Origin of the sequence: Zooshikella sp. RANM57 (genome assembly GCF_050749885.1) — a bacterium.
Classification (GTDB): Bacteria; Pseudomonadota; Gammaproteobacteria; order Pseudomonadales; family Zooshikellaceae; genus Zooshikella.
On the sequence record NZ_JBOIUB010000009.1, the window covers coordinates 167,632 to 185,416 of the forward strand.

Consider the following 17,785-nt stretch of genomic DNA (forward strand, 5'->3'; position numbering starts at 1 on the left):
TAATGGCCTTGTGGAGTAGGCATCATGTTTAGTGTTCTTGACTTATTCAAAGTAGGGATTGGACCATCAAGTTCGCATACTGTTGGTCCCATGCTTGCCGCTTATCAATTTATAGGAAAGCTGGCAAAGCAGGGAAAGCTATCTCAGGTAAGCTCTATTCGGGTTGAACTTTATGGCTCATTAGCTTTAACGGGCAAGGGGCATGGTACTGACCAGGCAGTTATTCTTGGTTTACTTGGTTACAAGCCTGATAGTGTTCCTACAGAAATAATCACTGAATTACTGGCAAGCGTTGCCGATAAACAAAAACTTGATTTACCAGGGGGACCATCGGTCCCTTGGTTTTCTCGTAGTATTTCTTTTATTCCTGAGCCATTACCCAAACATGAAAATGGTATGCGCTTTATAGCTCAAACTGGGCAGAATCAGCAGATAAAAGAAATATATTATTCTATCGGTGGTGGGTATGTAGTTACGGATGAAGAGTACAGTAGGGATGCTACTCCCACAGAACAAGAGCTTCCATATAAATTCAGATCTGCAGAAGAGTTATTGCTTCAATGTGATAATCATGGGTTAAGTTTAAGTCGAGTAATTTACTTAAATGAACTCTCGTTTTATGAAAAGTCAGCCGTTGCGGCTAAGTTGAAAGTAATATGGAATGTAATGCAGCAAGCAATTGCTCGGGGAATAGAGACTGAGGGGTATCTTCCGGGTCCAATTAAAGTGCCTCGTCGGGCTGCAGCTTTACACCGTTATCTCTCAGCGAATAATGCGCTTTCCGTTGACCCGATGACAATTCTAGACTGGGTCAATATGTATGCACTGGCAGTGAGTGAAGAAAATGCTGCTGGTGGAAGGATTGTGACAGCACCAACAAACGGTGCGGCAGGAATAATACCTGCTGTTTTGGCTTACTATGATAAGTTTGTTCATCCTGTGGGTGACTTGGAGTTGAATGCTTACTTTATGGCTGCAGGTGGTATTGGTCAGTTATATAAAATGAATGCATCAATATCTGGCGCAGAAGTTGGCTGCCAGGGAGAGGTAGGAGTAGCATGCTCAATGGCTGCTGCTGGATTGACCGAAATTATGGGCGGTTCACCACAGCAAGTTGCTGTTGCTGCAGAGATAGGTATGGAGCATAACCTAGGGTTAACCTGTGACCCTGTTGCAGGACAAGTACAAGTACCTTGTATTGAGCGTAATGCGTTAGCTGCAGTAAAAGCAATTAATGCAAGTCGAATGGCGTTACGTCGTTCATCTTCTCCAAAAGTCTCTCTCGATAAGGTAATAGAAACGATGTATGAAACAGGGAAGGACATGCATAGTAAGTATCGAGAAACATCGCAAGGAGGACTTGCTGTTAAAATTATTGCACGTTGCTAAGCTAGTTTCCTTTGTTTATAACGGTATTATTTGTTAATGGAAGCTATCAGCGAGTACTTTATTAATGACGTATACTATTTTTTAATAGATATAAATGAAGTACTCGCTTTATTTTTCAATAATAAAAAATTTCAAAGTCGAATTATTTACAGTGATTCATTAGCGTTAGTATATCGTGCTCACAGAGTTCTTTTTTACAACGTACAAGAAAAATAATAATTTGCCTTCCTTGGCTGTTTGCTAGTAAAAAAAATTTCCAATATATGGACACAATCGAAATGTAACTCAAATTTGATATGAACGTTGTATCACTACATTTCAGGTATTGAGTTATTCGATTGATTTATAATTATATTTACGACCTTTTGCTTTATCATTTCGTTATAAAAAGTTTCACTAGATAACATCTCTTGTGTGATATAAGTTCTCGCGTAACGTTCTCCCAGATACATGAGTGCTAAGAATAGAAGAACAAGAACGCAGAGTGCTTTAAATGGTGTTAATAAAGCAATTAATCCACCAGCTAGTAGCCACTTAGTATTCTTTTTAGCTTTTTTCAGTTTTAAGAAAGCTTTGTGAATTTTGGGATCAGTTTGATGTTGCAAGAGTATTTCTAATGCTTGCTCCATGTCAAACTGCATACGAACATTACCTTTGTGATATGCCTGTATAAAGTTATCATGCGTTGGGGCTGTCATAGGAACCTCCTGAAGTCGCAGTAGATACCATACGAAATCAGACATATTATGTCAATAGCTTAAGTGTTATATACTAGGCCAGCCTAAATATTAAGATGATAGTTTATTAGGGATTATTAATTTATTGACAATGCTCTTTTGCAACGATTTGTTATTGTTAATAGTGAGAGGATCACAAGAACAGCTAATAGGCAATTGGTTAAATAGGTGGGTGTATTGAAGGAAAGTAAAATAGCTAATAGTCCAAATGAGAAAGCACGGTCACTTTTTCCCATTGGTCCATCATAAGCCCGATGGTTATTTATCGCCATTGCAAGGATACCTGTTGTTTCTGCAACTATTGCAAGTATTACAAAGATAATAACAAAAGGTGCATAGGTATTTTCAATAAGTGCAAAGGGAAGATATAGAGCGGTGTCAGAAATAATATCGCTTAACTCATTAATTAATTGTCCAAGCTTTGTTTCCATTTTGTGCTGTCTAGCTAATAAACCATCAATCGCATTCAACGCCATTCTTATGAATAAGACGAAAGGAAGTAGTAGTAATAGAGCAGCATTTTCAGGGAATAAGGCAATTAAACTCCCAAAAATAATTGATATAATTAATGCGGAGATAGTTACTTGATTTGGTGTATAGCCAGCTTGAGCAAGCTTATTCACAATGGGTTGTAATAATTGTTGAAACTTAGGTTTTAAATCATAAATTGTTGGCATAGTATTTTTTCTTAAAATAAGTTGTTTGGTTAAAAATAGTAACTATATTTTTTGTGGCTGATTATAACATATGTTTTTTCCATGTTTTCTACTTTTAGTAGTATATTATTAGTTGTTTATGAATAAATCTAAAAATTAAAGTATAGTTGTACAACGCAACAAGTAATAAATATTAGTGCCACGATTAAGTAATCTAACTGTTAGGTTAATATTTACGCTATTGGCTAATCTTATTTGGTAGACTTCTTGTGAATAGAAGGGAATCAGACTATGAGATTTGCTTACAAGGTGCATTCACGTTTTTTGTTATGGGTTATGCTTGTAAGCCTAATGGGTCCAGGTATTACTGGTTGTGCTACATCGAATAGTGTTTCTAGTACTGATAAGCAACAATTAGCACAACAATCTATATTGAGTGCATTGTGGGTCCATAGTGCAGGAGAGTATCGAGCCTTATGTCATCAGGCGTTTAATATTGCAAAACTCCAACTTGATCGGCGATTATCTTACCATCGGGGTATAGATAAACCATTGGCTATTATTGTTGATATAGATGAGACAGTATTGACTAATGCTCCCTATTTTAATCGTCTTATCACTGGAGGGGAGGCATTTCCCAGTGGCTGGAATGCATGGGTAGGGGAATCAGCAGCACAAGTTGTGCCTGGGGCCTTAGCATTTTTGAAATATACAAGATTTAGAGGCATTGAGGTCTTTTATGTGAGTAACCGGTCTATGAGAGATGGGCTGACAGCAACAATTGATAACATGGTGAAAATGGACTTCCCATTTGCTGATCAGCATCACTTGCTGTTAAAGAAAGCTTCTGGCAATAAACAACCTAGAAGAGATAGCGTTGAACAAACTCATGAAGTTATTTTATTAATAGGTGATAATTTAAATGATTTTTCATTGATTTTTACTGATAAATCAGTGGCACAACGAAATAATGCAGTTGATATGATGAGCAGTGAGTTTGGAAAGCGTTTTATTATGCTACCTAATCCTGTTTACGGAGACTGGGAGGGAGCATTATATAACTATCAGTGGAATACTTCGAATGCTCAAAAATTAAAAATACGGGAGCATTATTTTTATCAATAATTTAATTATTACTTGCAGAGAGTATTTTATTAATAAGTCGCTGTTGCCATAATGTAAATAGGTGTTTATTTTCAGTACCCATTGGTGGTTCGTCTACTCCAAAAAGAACTGAAGTATTTTCGTACTCAAGTAGTTCTTCTACAAAGCCGAAGACCTCATCATCTTCGTAGTCGACTATCCACACACCGCTCACAGACTCGAGTTGCGGAATGTTTAGATTATTTACATCGTAAAAATGAGGCTGGTAGCCATACTGCGTTAAAGAACGAGCAACTTTTTGTCTTTTTTCTGCACATTGAATCAGTAATCTAACGTTGTAGGTATTGCTGTGCGTAGCTTCTGGTAAGTAGTGAGTAACTAAGTCAGTAATTTCTTTGGATCTGAAAGGAATATTAACACATGCGCTGGCGCCTAGAATGGGGGCTAGTTCGCTTAAGTAATTTTCTCCACGTTCGTTGATAATGATAATCGGTGTATCTTTGTTGTTAAGATTATCTTTCAGCATTTTCAGCATGCTTAAGCAGGTAAGTCCTTTTATATCGGAACAAATGAAAATTAGGGTAGGCTGATAAGAAGCTAACATTTTGATGGCTGAAGTTGAATCGTTGGCAACTAACACATCAATAGGTAAGTGATTGCTGAGAATCTCCAATAACTTTGAAGCGCATAAGCTGTCCCCAATGATGAGGGATCGTTGGTCTGATTGTAAAGGATTGATCGGCGTTAGTGGTATGTTTACTTTTTGATTAGAAAGTGAGTTATTAATATTATCAATGGTTTTATTCATTGTACTGCCTTATCAAAGGTCTCTTATTGCTAAAATCAATCTAATCAATAGTAACTAATATACGTATGTTTTTTGAAATGAAGTTTCTGTAAGTAAGTGAAGCATAAATTATGGTAGCTGCTTGCTTCTACTACAAAAATGTCACACGATATATTGTGGCCTAACAGTTGATGACTATTAGACAATATAGGTCTATGAGTTGAAACTAGTTCATTCTGATAGGTTGAATCAAATCAACAAAATAATTTTTAATTTGAACTGGTTCGATGTGCTTTTTAGGTGTGGGTCAACTATTGTCTTTGGGGTTGTTACTATTAGCTATCTATCAGTTACCTTATTAGCCAATGCTGACTAATATTTATACACTCATTGGAGGGAAAGAATGAGTGTTGTCTAACTTCCTTGTTGATTAATCTATACTCTACAGCCGTTGAAATGCTGTATTGTACAATTATCCTTCTAAAGTAAGGCGTTCTATTTCTTCCAGTTTAAAATTACTTTTCCGCAGTTCCTGGAGTTCATAATCTCAAAACCAGATTGAAACTCATCTATATGATAATGGTGAGTAATGACCGGAGAAATGGGCAAACCACTTTGCAGCAAAGCCAGCATTTTATGCCAGGTTGTGAACATCTCTCTGCCGTAAATTCCTTTTAAGTGAAGTCCTTTAAAAATAACATTGTCCCAGTCAATAGAAACATGTTCTGGAAATATACCAAGTAAAGCTATTTTGCCACCATGACTTATATTTTTGATAAGGGTCTGCAATGCGTAGGCATTACCTGACATTTCGAGAGCAATATCATATTCATGTTCTACACTGTCTAGGGGGGTATGTAGTACATTTACCGTGTGAGTTGCGCCCATTTTATCAGCTAATGCTAAGCGATATTCGTTCACATCTGAAACAATAATGTTTTTTGCACCAACATACTTGGCTATTTGAGTTGCCATGAGTCCTGTAGGGCCTGCTCCAGATATAAATACGGATTCACCAATAAGGTCAAAGGAAAGGGCTGTATGTACTGAGTTCCCTAAGGGATCAAAAATAGCGGCAATTTCATCAGGGATATCTTTAGGTACTTTTATAATATTTTTGGCTGGAAGAGAAACATACTCTGCAAAAGCACCTGGACGGTTTACACCTAAGCCAACAGTATGTGCACATAAGTGTGACTTACCGGTTCTGCAGTTTTTACAATAATCGCAGGTGATATGGCCTTCCCCTGAAACACGTTCACCTACTTTAATATTTTTGACATCTTTTCCCACTTCAATGACATGACCTACAAATTCATGTCCAATATGCATTGGCACGGGGATTGTTTTTTGTGCCCATTTGTCCCAGTTATAGATATGTAAATCTGTGCCACAAATTGCGGTAACATCGACTTCCACAAGAACTTCATGCGGATCAATTGTTGGTACGGGCACATCTTCCATCCAAAGGCCGGGTTCAGGTTTGGATTTAACTAAAGCCTTCATGATACACCTGCTGCGAAAATACTTCCTTATCTATGCAAACAGAAACAGATAAAAAAATTGGAGATTTCGTTAAATAATTAAAAGCGGTTTATGTGTTATGTTAAGTATCATCAACCTTGTCCAAGAATACGCTTAACCAAGTTAATACCATTGAGTTTAACCGGTTTATTTTAGGGCTAAGTATGGCAGGTTAAATAATAACTGTCCTGGGCGTATATTGACTCTCCCGTTCAAAATGATTTCTCTGATTACATGAGTTGTGATCCTTGTAAATGTTTAGTCCGTGTCATTAAATTGGGCTGCTGCATAAAATTGGCTATGCAAAAACTTATCAATGACTTTATATATAACTAACTAAGCGTTAGAGGGCTGACAGGTCTTTTGTAATAAGTCAGTGATCCACTCCTAGCTTATATATCCTACAAATAAGTGTTTATTATCTCAAAGAAATAAGTTGGTACAGACATATGCTCGGTAATGTAGAAATAAGAGATGTAAATAATATTCAAGGAATGGGAATTGACTCTACAGCAGCATATCCGGCTCTGTATAGATGAATACCCATTGCAAGTTTCGGTACCCTGCACCTTTAAGATAAAGTGAGAAGTGTTAGGTTAACCTGAGTTTTGTTTTTGTTTCAATCGAGTTACCTGCATACTAGTATCTGGCACTTACTGCTCGATTATAATCAAAATAATGACTTGTTTCGAGAGTATGAGATTTTGTAACCAATTATATGAATTTATTGTATAAGATATGTGAATATCCAACAAAATGAGTTTTGCTTAAGAATTACTCAGTGTATAGATATATACAACTAACAGTGTATAATGTAACAGTTTTATTGAATTAATGCTACTATAGAATCACGCCAATAAGGAAGTTCAAACCATTACGGATAGTAGTTACTATATGAAGTGTATAAAATTTAAACTTTTACTGCCTATATTATTGATGGTATTTGCCACTCAGGGAGCTGCATTCTCAGTAGAGCCGGAAAAGGTGCTTCAGCTTCCTACACCTGAAGAAACCTGTGAAGGTGTGCAATGGTGTGATTGGACTGCCATTAAAAAAAGTTGGCCACAAGCAGGACGCCGTAAGTCTTTGGTCAAGATTTCAAATGAGCTTTTTGAGGTGAGTATTCCACAAGGATTCAATTATCAACATATTTATGGTGGGCTCCCTTCTTACTCATTACTTTATGATGATTTTAGAATCGGTATTTCTGTGAAACAGACGCCAGAACCTATAGCAGGTAAACATGCAGATCTGATACAAGCAGCAAAAGAAAAACAAGGTAAAAATCACTTAGTACCTATTGATCTTTTTAAAATTGCTTATTTGAATACTAAAAAAGTAAAAGAGCCTGAAAATTTATATCAAAAAACAATTTGGCGGTTGGCATTTTTGTACAAAGCATCAGAACAGCTTATTAGCGTACCAGAGTATTACTCTGTTGATGATATTTCAGCGTACATGATGGAAGTTAAGCGTGGAAAAGTTAAATACAGAGTAACAATTGTGACAACAACAAATGAGCAGAATAAATATCTTAAAATAATTGATGATGGTGCGCCAAAACAACTTGTCTTAGATATCCTTAGCAGTGTGAAATTAGTTTCAAGTCAACATCGTTATGCATCAAAAAAACATGAGCCAACGTCATTGAGTGGCATTGTCTGTTGTGATGTATGAATTCTTAAATGAATATTTAGAGTTGGTGTGTCTTGCTGAGTATTGTTTTTAATTGTTGGTTTGTAAGTTGATAGCACGTAGTTTTGGATAAAAACTACCATGATCTTTATCAATCCAGCAATTTAAAATAAATATTAGATTGTCCCTTTATGGAGTAAGCTACGCTCTAATTATTTTTATCTGCCAAAACGCCAAGCAAACATAAGATAATGAGCAGTACAGGGAATAAAGTTTGGTTGTTAAATGATGAGATTGCGGCATGTAAGTATGGAGGAAAAACTATAATTGATAAGCCACTAAATATTAAACAAAGTGTAATAAGTAGTAATGACCTTAAAAAGCTATTTAATGATGATAAGCGTTTCCGTAAATAGCGGGAAAGTTGACTACCAAACATCATCAATAGCACAGCAATGATGCTTAAGGATATTTCATCAAGATAAGATCGTACCCATTGTGACATTGAGGTTACTGTGCTAATGATTACATTCATATTAATTACATAAAGTTTTCTAGTAGTGTATTAAGGTATAGCAGTCCTTTTGGTGTTGCCTGTAATTGATTTGAAAATGGCATTAACAAAGATTGCTTTTGTGCAGAGTCTAATTGATTATAAATTGATTGCAATGACTCCCCTGTTCTGTCTAAAAAATAGTGACTTGGTACACCATTATTAAGTCGTAGAGTATTCATTAAGAATTCTAATGGGCGATCTTCTGGTAGAATATCTCGATGACCAGCCAAGTAATTTTTACTAAGGTCCAGGTAGTCTTTGGGCATTCTGGTTTTCCAGAAACGATATATTTTATCTTTGTCTGGTAACGTTATTTTGCCATGTGCGCCAGCACCAATTCCCAGGTAGTCACCAAACTCCCAATAATTCATATTATGTTTAGAGCTATGCTTTTCTTTTGCATAAGCAGAAATCTCATACTGTTGAAAACCAGCTTTATGAAGCAGTTTCTGACCAGCTTGCTGGATTGCAAATAGACTATCATCATCGGGTAATTTGGGCGGTTTAGAAAAGAAAACTGTATTGGGTTCTATTGTCAGTTGATACCAGGAAATATGCATAGGTGAGAAAGAAATTGCCTGGTTTAAATCAAAGAGTGCATCATCTATTGACTGTTTTGGTAAGCCAAACATTAGATCTATGTTAATATTGTGAAAACCTGCTTTTTTCGCCATATCGATAGCTCGCAGGGCTTCTTGAGAATTATGAATTCTACCCAAGCGTTGTAATTGTTGGGATTGAAAACTCTGCACGCCAATGGATAAGCGGTTAATACCTATTTGGTAATAGCCACTAAACTTGGCTTGCTCAAAGGTTCCTGGGTTTGCTTCAAGCGTAATTTCAATATCATCAGCAAAAGGTATTTTTTGCTGTATTTCTTTTAGTAAATAATTAAAACTTTTTGCTGAAAATAAACTAGGAGTTCCGCCTCCGATAAAAATACTTTGTAGTGAACGTCCTTGGACTAAGTGAAGATCAGCTGTTAAATCATCAATAAGCGCCTGACAGTATTCCCTTTCAGGGAGGCTATCCTGAGCTGTATGAGAGTTAAAGTCACAATATGGGCATTTTTTTATACACCAGGGTATGTGAATATATAAGCTTAGAGGCGGTAACTTTAATGACATAGTGAATTCACTACTTTTTTAATTCACGTAATAGATAGGCCATTGCTTTGGCTCGGTGGCTGAGTTCATTCTTAATACCGGCAGGTAATTCAGCAGCAGAGCAGTGTTCAGTGGGTACAAAAAATAAAGGATCATAGCCAAACCCATGTTCACCACGAGGTTCTTCTAAAATAAGTCCTTCCCAGGTTCCCTGACAAATTAAAGGGGTAGGGTCATCTGCATGTTTTAAGTAAACAAGAAGACATTGAAAGCGCGCTGTACGTTGCTGTGTTGGGATATTAGCGAGTTCACTGAGTAGCTTTTCAATATTTTCTGCATCTGAGGCTTGTTCACCTGCAAAACGAGCAGAGAAAATGCCTGGAGCACCATCCAGAGCATCAACTTCTAAACCAGAATCATCAGCGATTGCTGGGAGCCCAGTAATGCGAGAAGCATGGCGTGCTTTGATGATGGCATTTTCAACAAATGACAGGCCTGTCTCCGCAACCTCGGAAACCCCCATTTGATTTTGAGGAAGCATTTTTATATTTAGACTGCCAAGTAAATGCTGTAGCTCATTTAGCTTACCTTTATTATTACTGGCTAATACAACTTGTTGGATATCTCCAGGCATAGGTCAGATTAATCCTTATAAAACTTCTTGGTGAATTTAATAGAGATTGGAGATGACTTTTCACTAGCGGTCACAGATATATTGAAGTGAAGAATTTCTTCATTGCTGTAAGGAAATGTAGCTAAGTAATAAATAGCTTTTTGTTCTTTTACTTCATTAAATGCTAATGTGCTTTTTTGTTGTAAAAGATTCACGGCTGAGCCTGAGACTTTTGCTGTTACAGCTTCAGACCCTGTATTTGTTTTGTGTTGTACGGAAATATTGATAACACCTGTTGTTCCACTTCTGGGTATATTGTAACGCTTTGCTATTTCTGGCTTAAGAAAGGTACTAGGAAAAGCACTGTAGTGGGCAGTATAGTCGCCTTGTGTTTTGCTGTTAGTTTCTTCTGCGTAAGTGTTTGGTAAGTAGAAAAGCATCAAAACAACAATAGTAAACACTTGCAACAGCTTGTTGCTTACGGAGGAGTCCTGTGAATATAAATACGTTTTTGAAAAGTTAGATTGCTTGAACATGGCCAACCTCAAGGTGTTAAGACAAGAATATTTTCAGTGTGCAGGTAAGGAAAACATTTTATAATTTGTTGATTTGTAATTTCAGCCAACATGAGTGGAACTGAATTGTTATACCAATACACTGTTTTCATTAGAGTGATTGTTATTGCTAATATATTTAGGTTTAATTCTACTTTATGACATAACAACAAGTTACTTTTCAATATCAATACTGTCCCCAAACAGCATGCTACCTATTTAATGACTTTATAAGTAAGCGTATTCAAAAAGAAAGTATAGCTAGCATTAGGCTTCTCTTCTGTCATCTCGTTGAATGTTATGTCTAACTTCTTGCTAGGCGATAAATGGCGATTTCACCAAATACATTAGGTAAAACATGAAATAGCCAGTGTCCTTGGTGAGATTGGTCTACAACCGTCCTATTCAAAATTCGCAGACGTTTTGTTTGGCACAATTCTTCAAAGTCTTTGAAGGTACAGAAGTGAATATTGGGTGTGTCATACCACGTATAAGGCATAAACTTTGAGACCGGCATTCTGCCTCGCTGAGCAAGGTAAAGTCGGCAGCGCCAGTGCCCAAAGTTGGGGAATGTGACTATGCATTCATGACCGACACGCATCATTTCATCAAGCACAAGGTGTGGGTAGTGAACAGCTTGTAGTGCTTGAGTCATTACAACAGTATCAAAGCTATTATCGGAAAAATTTGATAAGCCTTGGTCAAGGTCTTGCTGTATGACATTGACGCCTTTAGTCAGGCATTCGTTGATATAGATTTCATCTATTTCCAGGCCATATCCTTGTATGTCCTTGTGAGTCTGCAAGTGTTGAAGAAGTGTTCCGTCACCGCAGCCTAAGTCCAGTACTCGGCTATTAGGTGTAATCCAAGGCTCAATGATCGCAAAATCGGTACGCATATTATGCTACTTCCCTAATGATACGTTTCATGTATGCGTGAAAAGCTTGTTTGTAACGGGCGATAGGTAATAGGAATGCATCATGGCCTTCTGGGGCATCAACTTCCAGATAGCTGACATCTTTTTTAGCATTTAGCAGTGCATCTACAATTTCTTTAGAACGTTCAGGAGAGAACCGCCAATCTGTTGTGAAAGAGACCAGTAAATATTTGCATTGGGTATGGGCTAGTGCAGCGGTAAGGTCTCCATCAAATTCAGCGGCGGGGTCAAAGTAGTCTAATGCTTTTGTCATTAATAGGTAGCTATTAGCATCAAAGCCTTCTGAAAAGACTTCACCTTGATAACGTAAATAACTTTCAACTTGAAAATCCACATCATAGTTGAAGTTCAGGTGCCCACTGCGCAGGTCTCGACCAAACTTACTCCGCATGGCGGCGTCTGAAAGGTAGGTGATATGGCCTACCATGCGCGCTAACATCAAGCCGCTTTTCGGGTATGTTGCGTTTTCAAGATAACGACCACCATGAAAATCTTCATCCTTCATAATGGCTTGGCGTGCAACTTCATTAAAGGCAATATTTTGGGCTGATAATTTTGGTGCTGAAGCGATAATTAGCGCATACCGAAGCCGTTCAGGGTACGCCATACTCCACTGAAGCGCCTGCATTCCACCTAAACTACCACCAATAACCGCAGCCCACTGCTCAATAGCAAAGTGGTCTGCTAGTGCTGCTTGAGTATTTACCCAGTCAGTAACAGTTACAACAGGAAAGTCTGGGCCAAAAGGCTTGCTTGTTTCAGGGTTAATAGATGTAGGTCCTGTGGAGCCATGGCAGCCACCTATATTATTTAGCGAGACCACAAATAACTCATTGGTATCAATAGGCTTACCTGGGCCTATGTAATTATCCCACCAACCAGGTTTTCGGTCTGACATTGAGTGATAGCCAGCGGCATGGTGGTGTCCACTCAGTGCATGACAAATAAGTACAGCATTGGTTTTTTGGGTATTGAGGGTTCCATAGGTTTCTACTTTTAATTGGTAGCTATTCAGTATTCGTCCACAAACGAGTGTCAGTGGACTATCAAAAATAATCGTTTCGGGCGTAACGAGGCCTACAGAATCGGCAGGAATTGTTTCTGGCATATACTTCAAAAAACCAATAATGAGAGTAACAAGCACATGCTATACCCTTCATGGAGGGTACACTTTCAGTTAGCGAATGTTGTTCGTATATCACAGCATATCATCAACTGAAACAATACCATAGCGGTTGAAAGCCTATGGCACAACAAGCAAGTTAATACTATATCAGCTAAGCGTCAGATCAGTTAAAAGGCAGGAAAGGTAGGCCATGAGCTTTGTTAAGGTTTGACTATTTACACTATGGCCTGAGGAAGTACTTTTGTAGTGGTGGATATTAAAATGGCATATTGCCATTAAAATCTGTATTACCTGTTGGTGATAAGTCACTGCCCATAAAAGTATCTGCAACAGCAAGTTGTTTCTCTCGATCATTAATAAATAGACCCAACTTCTCTGCACGCCATTGCTGACCAGTATCAATCATAAGGTTTTTCAGTTGCACCATTTGCTGTTCAATCAGCTGTTTTTGTTCCAGGGTGTGCTGAGTCAGGGGTAACAAAACATCTTCGTCCCAATAAAGTACTTCTTTTTGTAGGGCGTTAAGTACTTTCTTTGTATTCAATAACAGTGCATTGAAAAAGCGTTGAACGGTTAACCCATCTTTAGTGATGTAATCCTTTAACTGGAGATTAATGCCTTCTGCACGACTCTGTAACGCTCTTAACTGACGAATAAAGCGATTGAGGTCGAATTGAGGAGGCTTAAAGGCTTCTGTATTTGTATTATTATCATGATTTCCATGCTTTCTATAAAGTGAGGCTGCAAGCTTATTTGCCATGCCAACCTCCATTTGCAGAGAGCTTAAATCAAGGTAAATCATTCTAAAGAATTCAGAGATGCCTTGAGCAAGGCTGGCACCAGGTTGCCAGTTATTAGCTAGGTCCGGCTTTATTTTAAACAGGAATTGCTCAAACTGTTTTGTTTCAGCCGCTGCCTGCAAAAGTTCAGACTGTCTGGCTAGCATCCGTCGATTTGAGCGTAATGTCAGTAATCGTTTATGGAAAAGGTCGTGTTCTTGCCGTGTTTGCTGGTTAAATGAATCAATAATGGCTTGGTTATTATGATCGTTACTGATTTTTTGTTGTTGTTCCCGTAGCTCATTGTGACGCTCAACCATACTATTTCGGCTGTTATGCATCAGATCGAGTGTACCCCGTAGAACATTCTGGTTTAGTAAGCTTTCCTTATGCTGACTAATTGCGTTGGAAATTTCTTCTTCCAAAGACTGAATGCGGCTTCGTTCCAAAAAGCGAGTATTACTTTTGGTTTTACCTAAGATTGCATGCTTGGCTGAAACCGGGAGTATTCGTGCAGCCTCAAGTGACAATTTTTTAGCCACTGTACGACAACGGTGGTCAATGGTTAAATTAGTGAACCGTTCACCTTCTAGTTCATCCCACAGTAAATCTATTTTGTTTAGAACGGGAATGAGTGATTTATCAGTCTCATCCAGAAATGTTCGTATATGTTGACGCCACAGTGTTAAGTCACCCAGCCCTACACCATTATCTGCACTGACTACAAAACAAATAGCTTGTGCGGTATTTAGAATATTTAGGGCTACTTCTGGCTCATTACCATAAGCATCTAAGCTGGGCATATCAAAGATTCGAATGCCATGACGAAGAAGGGGGTGATCAAAGTTAATGACAGCATAACGCCAGCTAGGAATAAATACGGTTCCAGGTTTGGCTTCATTGGTTTCGAGTGCTCCAGGGGAAAAGCCTAATGCGATAGCTTCTTCCACTGAGACTTGCTTTGTCCGCGAAACTTCATTGAAGGCTTTTGTTAAATCTTCAGTGTTATTTGAGCGGAGGGTAATCGTCGTCCAGTGACTGAGCACAGCCTGGTAGTATTCTATTGGTTGGTCACTTTTACGGGTTTCGATTGGAAGTAGTCGAATAGCTGGTTCTAATGCTGGGTCAAAGGTTAGCTCTGTGGGACACATAGTCGTACGACCTACCTCACTGGGCAGTAGTCGTTGTCCATACGTGGCAAAAAATAACGCATTGACCAGCTCTGTTTTCCCTCGGGAGTTTTCACCCGTGAAAACCAACCCTATTCGATCTTCATTGAGCAGCCGAGTGGTTCGAGAAATACGCTGCTCTAATTCTTGGTTATCAAGTTTATTATTTTTTAACCAAGCATTATAACGGGCTAGCTGATTTTTGAGGTCAAGCTTCCATTGAATATAGTTTTCTATTTGGCATACTAGCTGGCCACGACTCATCGATGACTACCTTCTTATCCTGTTGCCGCTGCCTTACATCCAAGCAAAGAGATTCCCGCCATTTTCAGGCATGTCATATCAATTAAACGAAGCGGAAGCGAATTGGTCAATGTAAGTAAGAGGGGAATGTGACGAGCTGCGCAAAACTGTCAAATAATTGACATTTAATCTTATATTTTAAGTCACTTGTAGTGTTTTCTAATAAAAATACTCAATCAATATAGAAGAAATGCATGGCAGCTTTTTTGAGTAACAGGGTAATTCATAGTACAAGTGTCTTGCATATTTATTGAGTAGTCTTGCGAGGATGTGCTTCATCCATTTAATAAAAAAGCGCTTGTATAAGCGCTTATGGAAAAAAAGATCGTGCTAACCGTTGTGATTAGTGAAGAGGCATTACTACACTGCGGATACTTAAAGATAGAACTTCGCTGTTGATACTTGCCAGGCTGACCAATAATCCTTGCTCAACAAAGAAAATGATAAAAATAACCACCATAACTGAAAAGTCGAGTCCGCCTAATGGTGGTATTACTCTTCTCACTATGCGTGTTACAGGTTCGGTAATTTGTTGGAGAATAATCAAGGCAGGGTTGTAGCTTCCTGGTGCAACCCAACTTGCTATCGCAATAATAATAAGTGCAAAAAAATAAAATTTAAGAACAGCGGCTAATAAACATAGAAAGGCAGTAAATATTACTGCAAAAACACTTAAATCTGTGGGGGAAATCCCATCAAAAGCAGCAATGATATACAACAGAAGTATTTGAATAATAAAAGCCAAGGCCAAACTCGCAGTATCAATCCCCCCCACACTAGGAACAATGCGGCGCAAAGGTACTAAAAGAGGATTCGTCGCTTTAACAATAAATTGTGAAATAGGGTTGTAAAAGTCAGCGCGCACAAGCTGCAATAAAAGGCGAAGCAGAACCGCTAAAATATAGAGTCCTACTACAGTCTGTAAGATGTAATTAAGTGAGCTGAGTATAGGCGAATGCATAGATTTATTAATCCTTGCTGATTTCTGGAGCGCATATTCTTGTTAGGTCAGCTTTTTACCATGTTGTGTCACTGTTATCTGTTGACGGCTGACCTTTAGTGATTAATCAAATAAGGATGTTAGCCTTTATTTTCAATAGTTGTGTTACTTAGCCTACTAAGTTCTTGTGCGCGTTGTTTTGCGGCAGTTGTTGCGTTATTGACCAACTGTCGAAGGTTATTTTGTTCAAACACACTCAATGCCTGAGCTGTGGTTCCTCCAGGCGAAGTAACGTTTTGTCGTAAAGAGGCTATTTCCTGATCACTTTCAATGGCCATTAAGGCTGCGCCTTTGGCTGTTTGCATAACCAATTGCTTTGCTATCTCAGGAGCGAGTCCATGTTGAATAGCTGCCTCAATAAGAGACTCCATAAACAGGAAAAAATAAGCGGGACCGCTGCCTGAAATGGCCGTTATTGTATCAAGCGTATTTTCATCCTCTACCCAGCAAGTGGTGCCTACAGCGTTGAATATTGACTCACAGTAAGCTTTTTGTTCCTCAGACACGCTGTCATTAGCATACAGTCCTGTTGCTCCACACCCAATCATTGCTGGCGTATTAGGCATTGCTCTAATAATGGGGAGCTCAGTAATAAAATGTTGTTGAATGAATGATGAGGTAATACCTGCGGCAATGGATAAAAACAGCGTTTTATCTAAAGAGGGTTGGTTACTTAAGCCATTGAGTACATCTGACATCACTTGAGGCTTAACAGCCAAGATGACGATATCGGCATGCTTCGCTGCTTCATTGTTATCGCTACTGGTGTTGATACCCAAGTTTGTTGCAAGAGATGTTAACGCTTCCTGTTTAGTATCTGTAGCCCAGATTAAGTTAGGTGAATAACCTTGTGTTAATAACCCGTTAATGATGCTTTTAGCCATATTGCCTGCACCAATAAAAGCAAGCGTTGGTTTGTGCATAAGAACTCCTTTTTGGTTACTTGTTGCAGGCTAGTTATTTTCTGGCGCCAAATAGGGCTGTACCAATTCGTACAATTGTGGCTCCCTCTTTTATCGCTACTTCCATATCATTGCTCATCCCCATGGATAATGTATCGAGTTTTGCTTCAGGGAATGTGTGTTGAAGGTGTTTTAACGCTTGAGCCAGTCGATGAAACTGTTGCTGTTGAACTGTTGGGTCTGATGTGGCTAAGGGTATTGCCATGAGTCCACGTAAAGACAAATTAGACAGTTGTAGTATTTCAGCCGCTAAAGGCTCCAGCTGGTCGAGTAAAACCCCTGACTTAGATGGTTCTTCACTAATATTTACTTGAATACATATATTAAGTGGGGACATACCCGAGCGGGCATTATTTAAGCGTTGTGCTATTTTTAAACGATCTACACTGTGTACCCAAGAAAAATGTTGAGCAATGGTTTTGGTTTTATTGGACTGAATAGGACCAATGAAATGCCAACTAATATTTAGGTGAGAAAGTTTACTTATTTTGAACAGGGCTTCCTGTAAATAATTTTCACCAAACAATGTCTGGCCTGCCGCATAGGCTTCTTCCAGTGACTCAAGAGGCTGGTTTTTACTAACGGCTAATAGTTGTACAGCGTTTTCACTTCGCTCAGCCAGTTGCTGAGCCGTGCTTATTTGTTGGCGTAGGGCGTGTAGGTTATTAGCTATGTTTGACATGGTAAACCACGATTCAGACTGCTTGGTAAGAGGATAATAAACCATGTCATCTTAAATCAAAATGTTCACAAAGGCTTTCAGTTCAAAAAGAAGCCATACTTATCCTTGAAAAAAGTGTGTTATGGCGAGGCTGGTCTTAAGCTGGATAGCTAGCTGCACAGGTAGA

The 17,785-nt window shown here is 38.5% G+C and carries 17 protein-coding genes; 3 read left to right on the forward strand and 14 right to left on the reverse strand.

All coding sequences use genetic code 11. The features are described 5' to 3' along the window. Window positions 1-24: 24 nt before the first annotated feature. The gene (locus tag ACQ96U_RS18625; protein WP_431722772.1) at window positions 25-1,389 is read left to right on the forward strand and encodes an L-serine ammonia-lyase; all 1,365 of its coding nucleotides are present in this window, start codon (window positions 25-27) and stop codon (window positions 1,387-1,389) included. 311 nt (window positions 1,390-1,700) lie between these two features. Here the strand turns inward: ACQ96U_RS18625 and ACQ96U_RS18630 are convergent, their stop codons facing one another. Then, window positions 1,701-2,087 carry a hypothetical protein gene (locus ACQ96U_RS18630; RefSeq protein ID WP_431722773.1) on the reverse strand — a complete coding sequence of 129 codons (387 nt, stop codon included), beginning with the start codon at window positions 2,085-2,087 and terminating at the stop codon, window positions 1,701-1,703. Window positions 2,088-2,203: 116 nt separating this feature from the next. Continuing rightward, the gene (locus tag ACQ96U_RS18635) at window positions 2,204-2,803 is read right to left on the reverse strand and encodes a CDP-alcohol phosphatidyltransferase family protein (RefSeq protein WP_431722774.1); all 600 of its coding nucleotides are present in this window, start codon (window positions 2,801-2,803) and stop codon (window positions 2,204-2,206) included. Window positions 2,804-3,073: 270 nt separating this feature from the next. On the opposite strand from ACQ96U_RS18635, the gene ACQ96U_RS18640 reads away from it, so the two are divergent. Further along, window positions 3,074-3,907, forward strand: a complete 834-nt coding sequence (locus ACQ96U_RS18640; protein ID WP_431722775.1) for a 5'-nucleotidase, lipoprotein e(P4) family — start codon at window positions 3,074-3,076, stop codon at window positions 3,905-3,907. Window position 3,908: 1 nt separating this feature from the next. Here ACQ96U_RS18640 and ACQ96U_RS18645 read toward each other — a convergent pair whose 3' ends face one another. Beyond that, window positions 3,909-4,694, reverse strand: a complete 786-nt coding sequence (locus ACQ96U_RS18645; RefSeq protein ID WP_431722776.1) for a hypothetical protein — start codon at window positions 4,692-4,694, stop codon at window positions 3,909-3,911. Between the two features lie 474 nt (window positions 4,695-5,168). Continuing rightward, a complete protein-coding gene (gene tdh, locus ACQ96U_RS18650; protein WP_431722777.1) occupies window positions 5,169-6,179 on the reverse strand; it encodes an L-threonine 3-dehydrogenase in 1,011 nt (336 codons plus the stop codon). A 912-nt stretch (window positions 6,180-7,091) separates the two neighbouring features. Here tdh and ACQ96U_RS18655 point away from each other — a divergent pair. Continuing rightward, window positions 7,092-7,874 (forward strand): hypothetical protein, encoded by a 783-nt coding sequence (locus tag ACQ96U_RS18655; RefSeq protein WP_431722778.1) that lies wholly within the window; start codon window positions 7,092-7,094, stop codon window positions 7,872-7,874. A 166-nt stretch (window positions 7,875-8,040) separates the two neighbouring features. Here ACQ96U_RS18655 and ACQ96U_RS18660 read toward each other — a convergent pair whose 3' ends face one another. The 10 genes from ACQ96U_RS18660 to ACQ96U_RS18705 form a co-directional block, all read right to left on the reverse strand. Continuing rightward, complete coding sequence (locus ACQ96U_RS18660) at window positions 8,041-8,367, reverse strand: DUF3392 family protein (protein ID WP_431722779.1); 327 nt, start codon at window positions 8,365-8,367, stop codon at window positions 8,041-8,043. Between the two features lie 5 nt (window positions 8,368-8,372). Then, entirely contained in the window at window positions 8,373-9,515 is a 1,143-nt protein-coding gene (hemW, locus tag ACQ96U_RS18665; protein ID WP_431722780.1) for a radical SAM family heme chaperone HemW, read from the reverse strand. Between the two features lie 10 nt (window positions 9,516-9,525). Then, entirely contained in the window at window positions 9,526-10,128 is a 603-nt protein-coding gene (gene rdgB, locus ACQ96U_RS18670) for an RdgB/HAM1 family non-canonical purine NTP pyrophosphatase (RefSeq protein ID WP_431722781.1), read from the reverse strand. Between the two features lie 8 nt (window positions 10,129-10,136). After that, the gene (locus tag ACQ96U_RS18675; protein ID WP_431722782.1) at window positions 10,137-10,643 is read right to left on the reverse strand and encodes a DUF4426 domain-containing protein; all 507 of its coding nucleotides are present in this window, start codon (window positions 10,641-10,643) and stop codon (window positions 10,137-10,139) included. Between the two features lie 322 nt (window positions 10,644-10,965). Continuing rightward, a complete protein-coding gene (gene metW, locus ACQ96U_RS18680) occupies window positions 10,966-11,559 on the reverse strand; it encodes a methionine biosynthesis protein MetW (RefSeq protein WP_431722783.1) in 594 nt (197 codons plus the stop codon). A gap of 1 nt (window position 11,560) precedes the next feature. After that, a complete protein-coding gene (gene metX, locus ACQ96U_RS18685) occupies window positions 11,561-12,706 on the reverse strand; it encodes a homoserine O-succinyltransferase MetX (protein ID WP_431722869.1) in 1,146 nt (381 codons plus the stop codon). A 274-nt stretch (window positions 12,707-12,980) separates the two neighbouring features. Next, window positions 12,981-14,936, reverse strand: coding sequence for a dynamin family protein (locus tag ACQ96U_RS18690; protein WP_431722784.1), 1,956 nt, complete (start codon window positions 14,934-14,936; stop codon window positions 12,981-12,983). A gap of 382 nt (window positions 14,937-15,318) precedes the next feature. Then, window positions 15,319-15,936: a YggT family protein gene (locus ACQ96U_RS18695; RefSeq protein ID WP_431722785.1), complete on the reverse strand. Its 618-nt coding sequence runs from the start codon at window positions 15,934-15,936 to the stop codon at window positions 15,319-15,321. Window positions 15,937-16,055: 119 nt separating this feature from the next. Further along, window positions 16,056-16,898 carry a pyrroline-5-carboxylate reductase gene (proC, locus tag ACQ96U_RS18700; protein WP_431722786.1) on the reverse strand — a complete coding sequence of 281 codons (843 nt, stop codon included), beginning with the start codon at window positions 16,896-16,898 and terminating at the stop codon, window positions 16,056-16,058. Between the two features lie 34 nt (window positions 16,899-16,932). Continuing rightward, complete coding sequence (locus tag ACQ96U_RS18705; protein WP_431722787.1) at window positions 16,933-17,619, reverse strand: YggS family pyridoxal phosphate-dependent enzyme; 687 nt, start codon at window positions 17,617-17,619, stop codon at window positions 16,933-16,935. Between the last annotated feature and the right edge of the window lie 166 nt (window positions 17,620-17,785).

What these genes read in the sequence shown, in the direction of transcription:
- ACQ96U_RS18625 (WP_431722772.1), top strand. Translation starts at nt 25, where the DNA reads ATGTTTAGTGTTCTTGACTTATTCAAAGTAGGGATTGGACCATCAAGT.
- ACQ96U_RS18630 (WP_431722773.1), bottom strand. Translation starts at nt 2,087, where the DNA reads ATGACAGCCCCAACGCATGATAACTTTATACAGGCATATCACAAAGGT.
- ACQ96U_RS18635 (WP_431722774.1), bottom strand. Translation starts at nt 2,803, where the DNA reads ATGCCAACAATTTATGATTTAAAACCTAAGTTTCAACAATTATTACAA.
- ACQ96U_RS18640 (WP_431722775.1), top strand. Translation starts at nt 3,074, where the DNA reads ATGAGATTTGCTTACAAGGTGCATTCACGTTTTTTGTTATGGGTTATG.
- ACQ96U_RS18645 (WP_431722776.1), bottom strand. Translation starts at nt 4,694, where the DNA reads ATGAATAAAACCATTGATAATATTAATAACTCACTTTCTAATCAAAAA.
- tdh (WP_431722777.1), bottom strand. Translation starts at nt 6,179, where the DNA reads ATGAAGGCTTTAGTTAAATCCAAACCTGAACCCGGCCTTTGGATGGAA.
- ACQ96U_RS18655 (WP_431722778.1), top strand. Translation starts at nt 7,092, where the DNA reads ATGAAGTGTATAAAATTTAAACTTTTACTGCCTATATTATTGATGGTA.
- ACQ96U_RS18660 (WP_431722779.1), bottom strand. Translation starts at nt 8,367, where the DNA reads ATGAATGTAATCATTAGCACAGTAACCTCAATGTCACAATGGGTACGA.
- hemW (WP_431722780.1), bottom strand. Translation starts at nt 9,515, where the DNA reads ATGTCATTAAAGTTACCGCCTCTAAGCTTATATATTCACATACCCTGG.
- rdgB (WP_431722781.1), bottom strand. Translation starts at nt 10,128, where the DNA reads ATGCCTGGAGATATCCAACAAGTTGTATTAGCCAGTAATAATAAAGGT.
- ACQ96U_RS18675 (WP_431722782.1), bottom strand. Translation starts at nt 10,643, where the DNA reads ATGTTCAAGCAATCTAACTTTTCAAAAACGTATTTATATTCACAGGAC.
- metW (WP_431722783.1), bottom strand. Translation starts at nt 11,559, where the DNA reads ATGCGTACCGATTTTGCGATCATTGAGCCTTGGATTACACCTAATAGC.
- metX (WP_431722869.1), bottom strand. Translation starts at nt 12,706, where the DNA reads ATGCCAGAAACAATTCCTGCCGATTCTGTAGGCCTCGTTACGCCCGAA.
- ACQ96U_RS18690 (WP_431722784.1), bottom strand. Translation starts at nt 14,936, where the DNA reads ATGAGTCGTGGCCAGCTAGTATGCCAAATAGAAAACTATATTCAATGG.
- ACQ96U_RS18695 (WP_431722785.1), bottom strand. Translation starts at nt 15,936, where the DNA reads ATGCATTCGCCTATACTCAGCTCACTTAATTACATCTTACAGACTGTA.
- proC (WP_431722786.1), bottom strand. Translation starts at nt 16,898, where the DNA reads ATGCACAAACCAACGCTTGCTTTTATTGGTGCAGGCAATATGGCTAAA.
- ACQ96U_RS18705 (WP_431722787.1), bottom strand. Translation starts at nt 17,619, where the DNA reads ATGTCAAACATAGCTAATAACCTACACGCCCTACGCCAACAAATAAGC.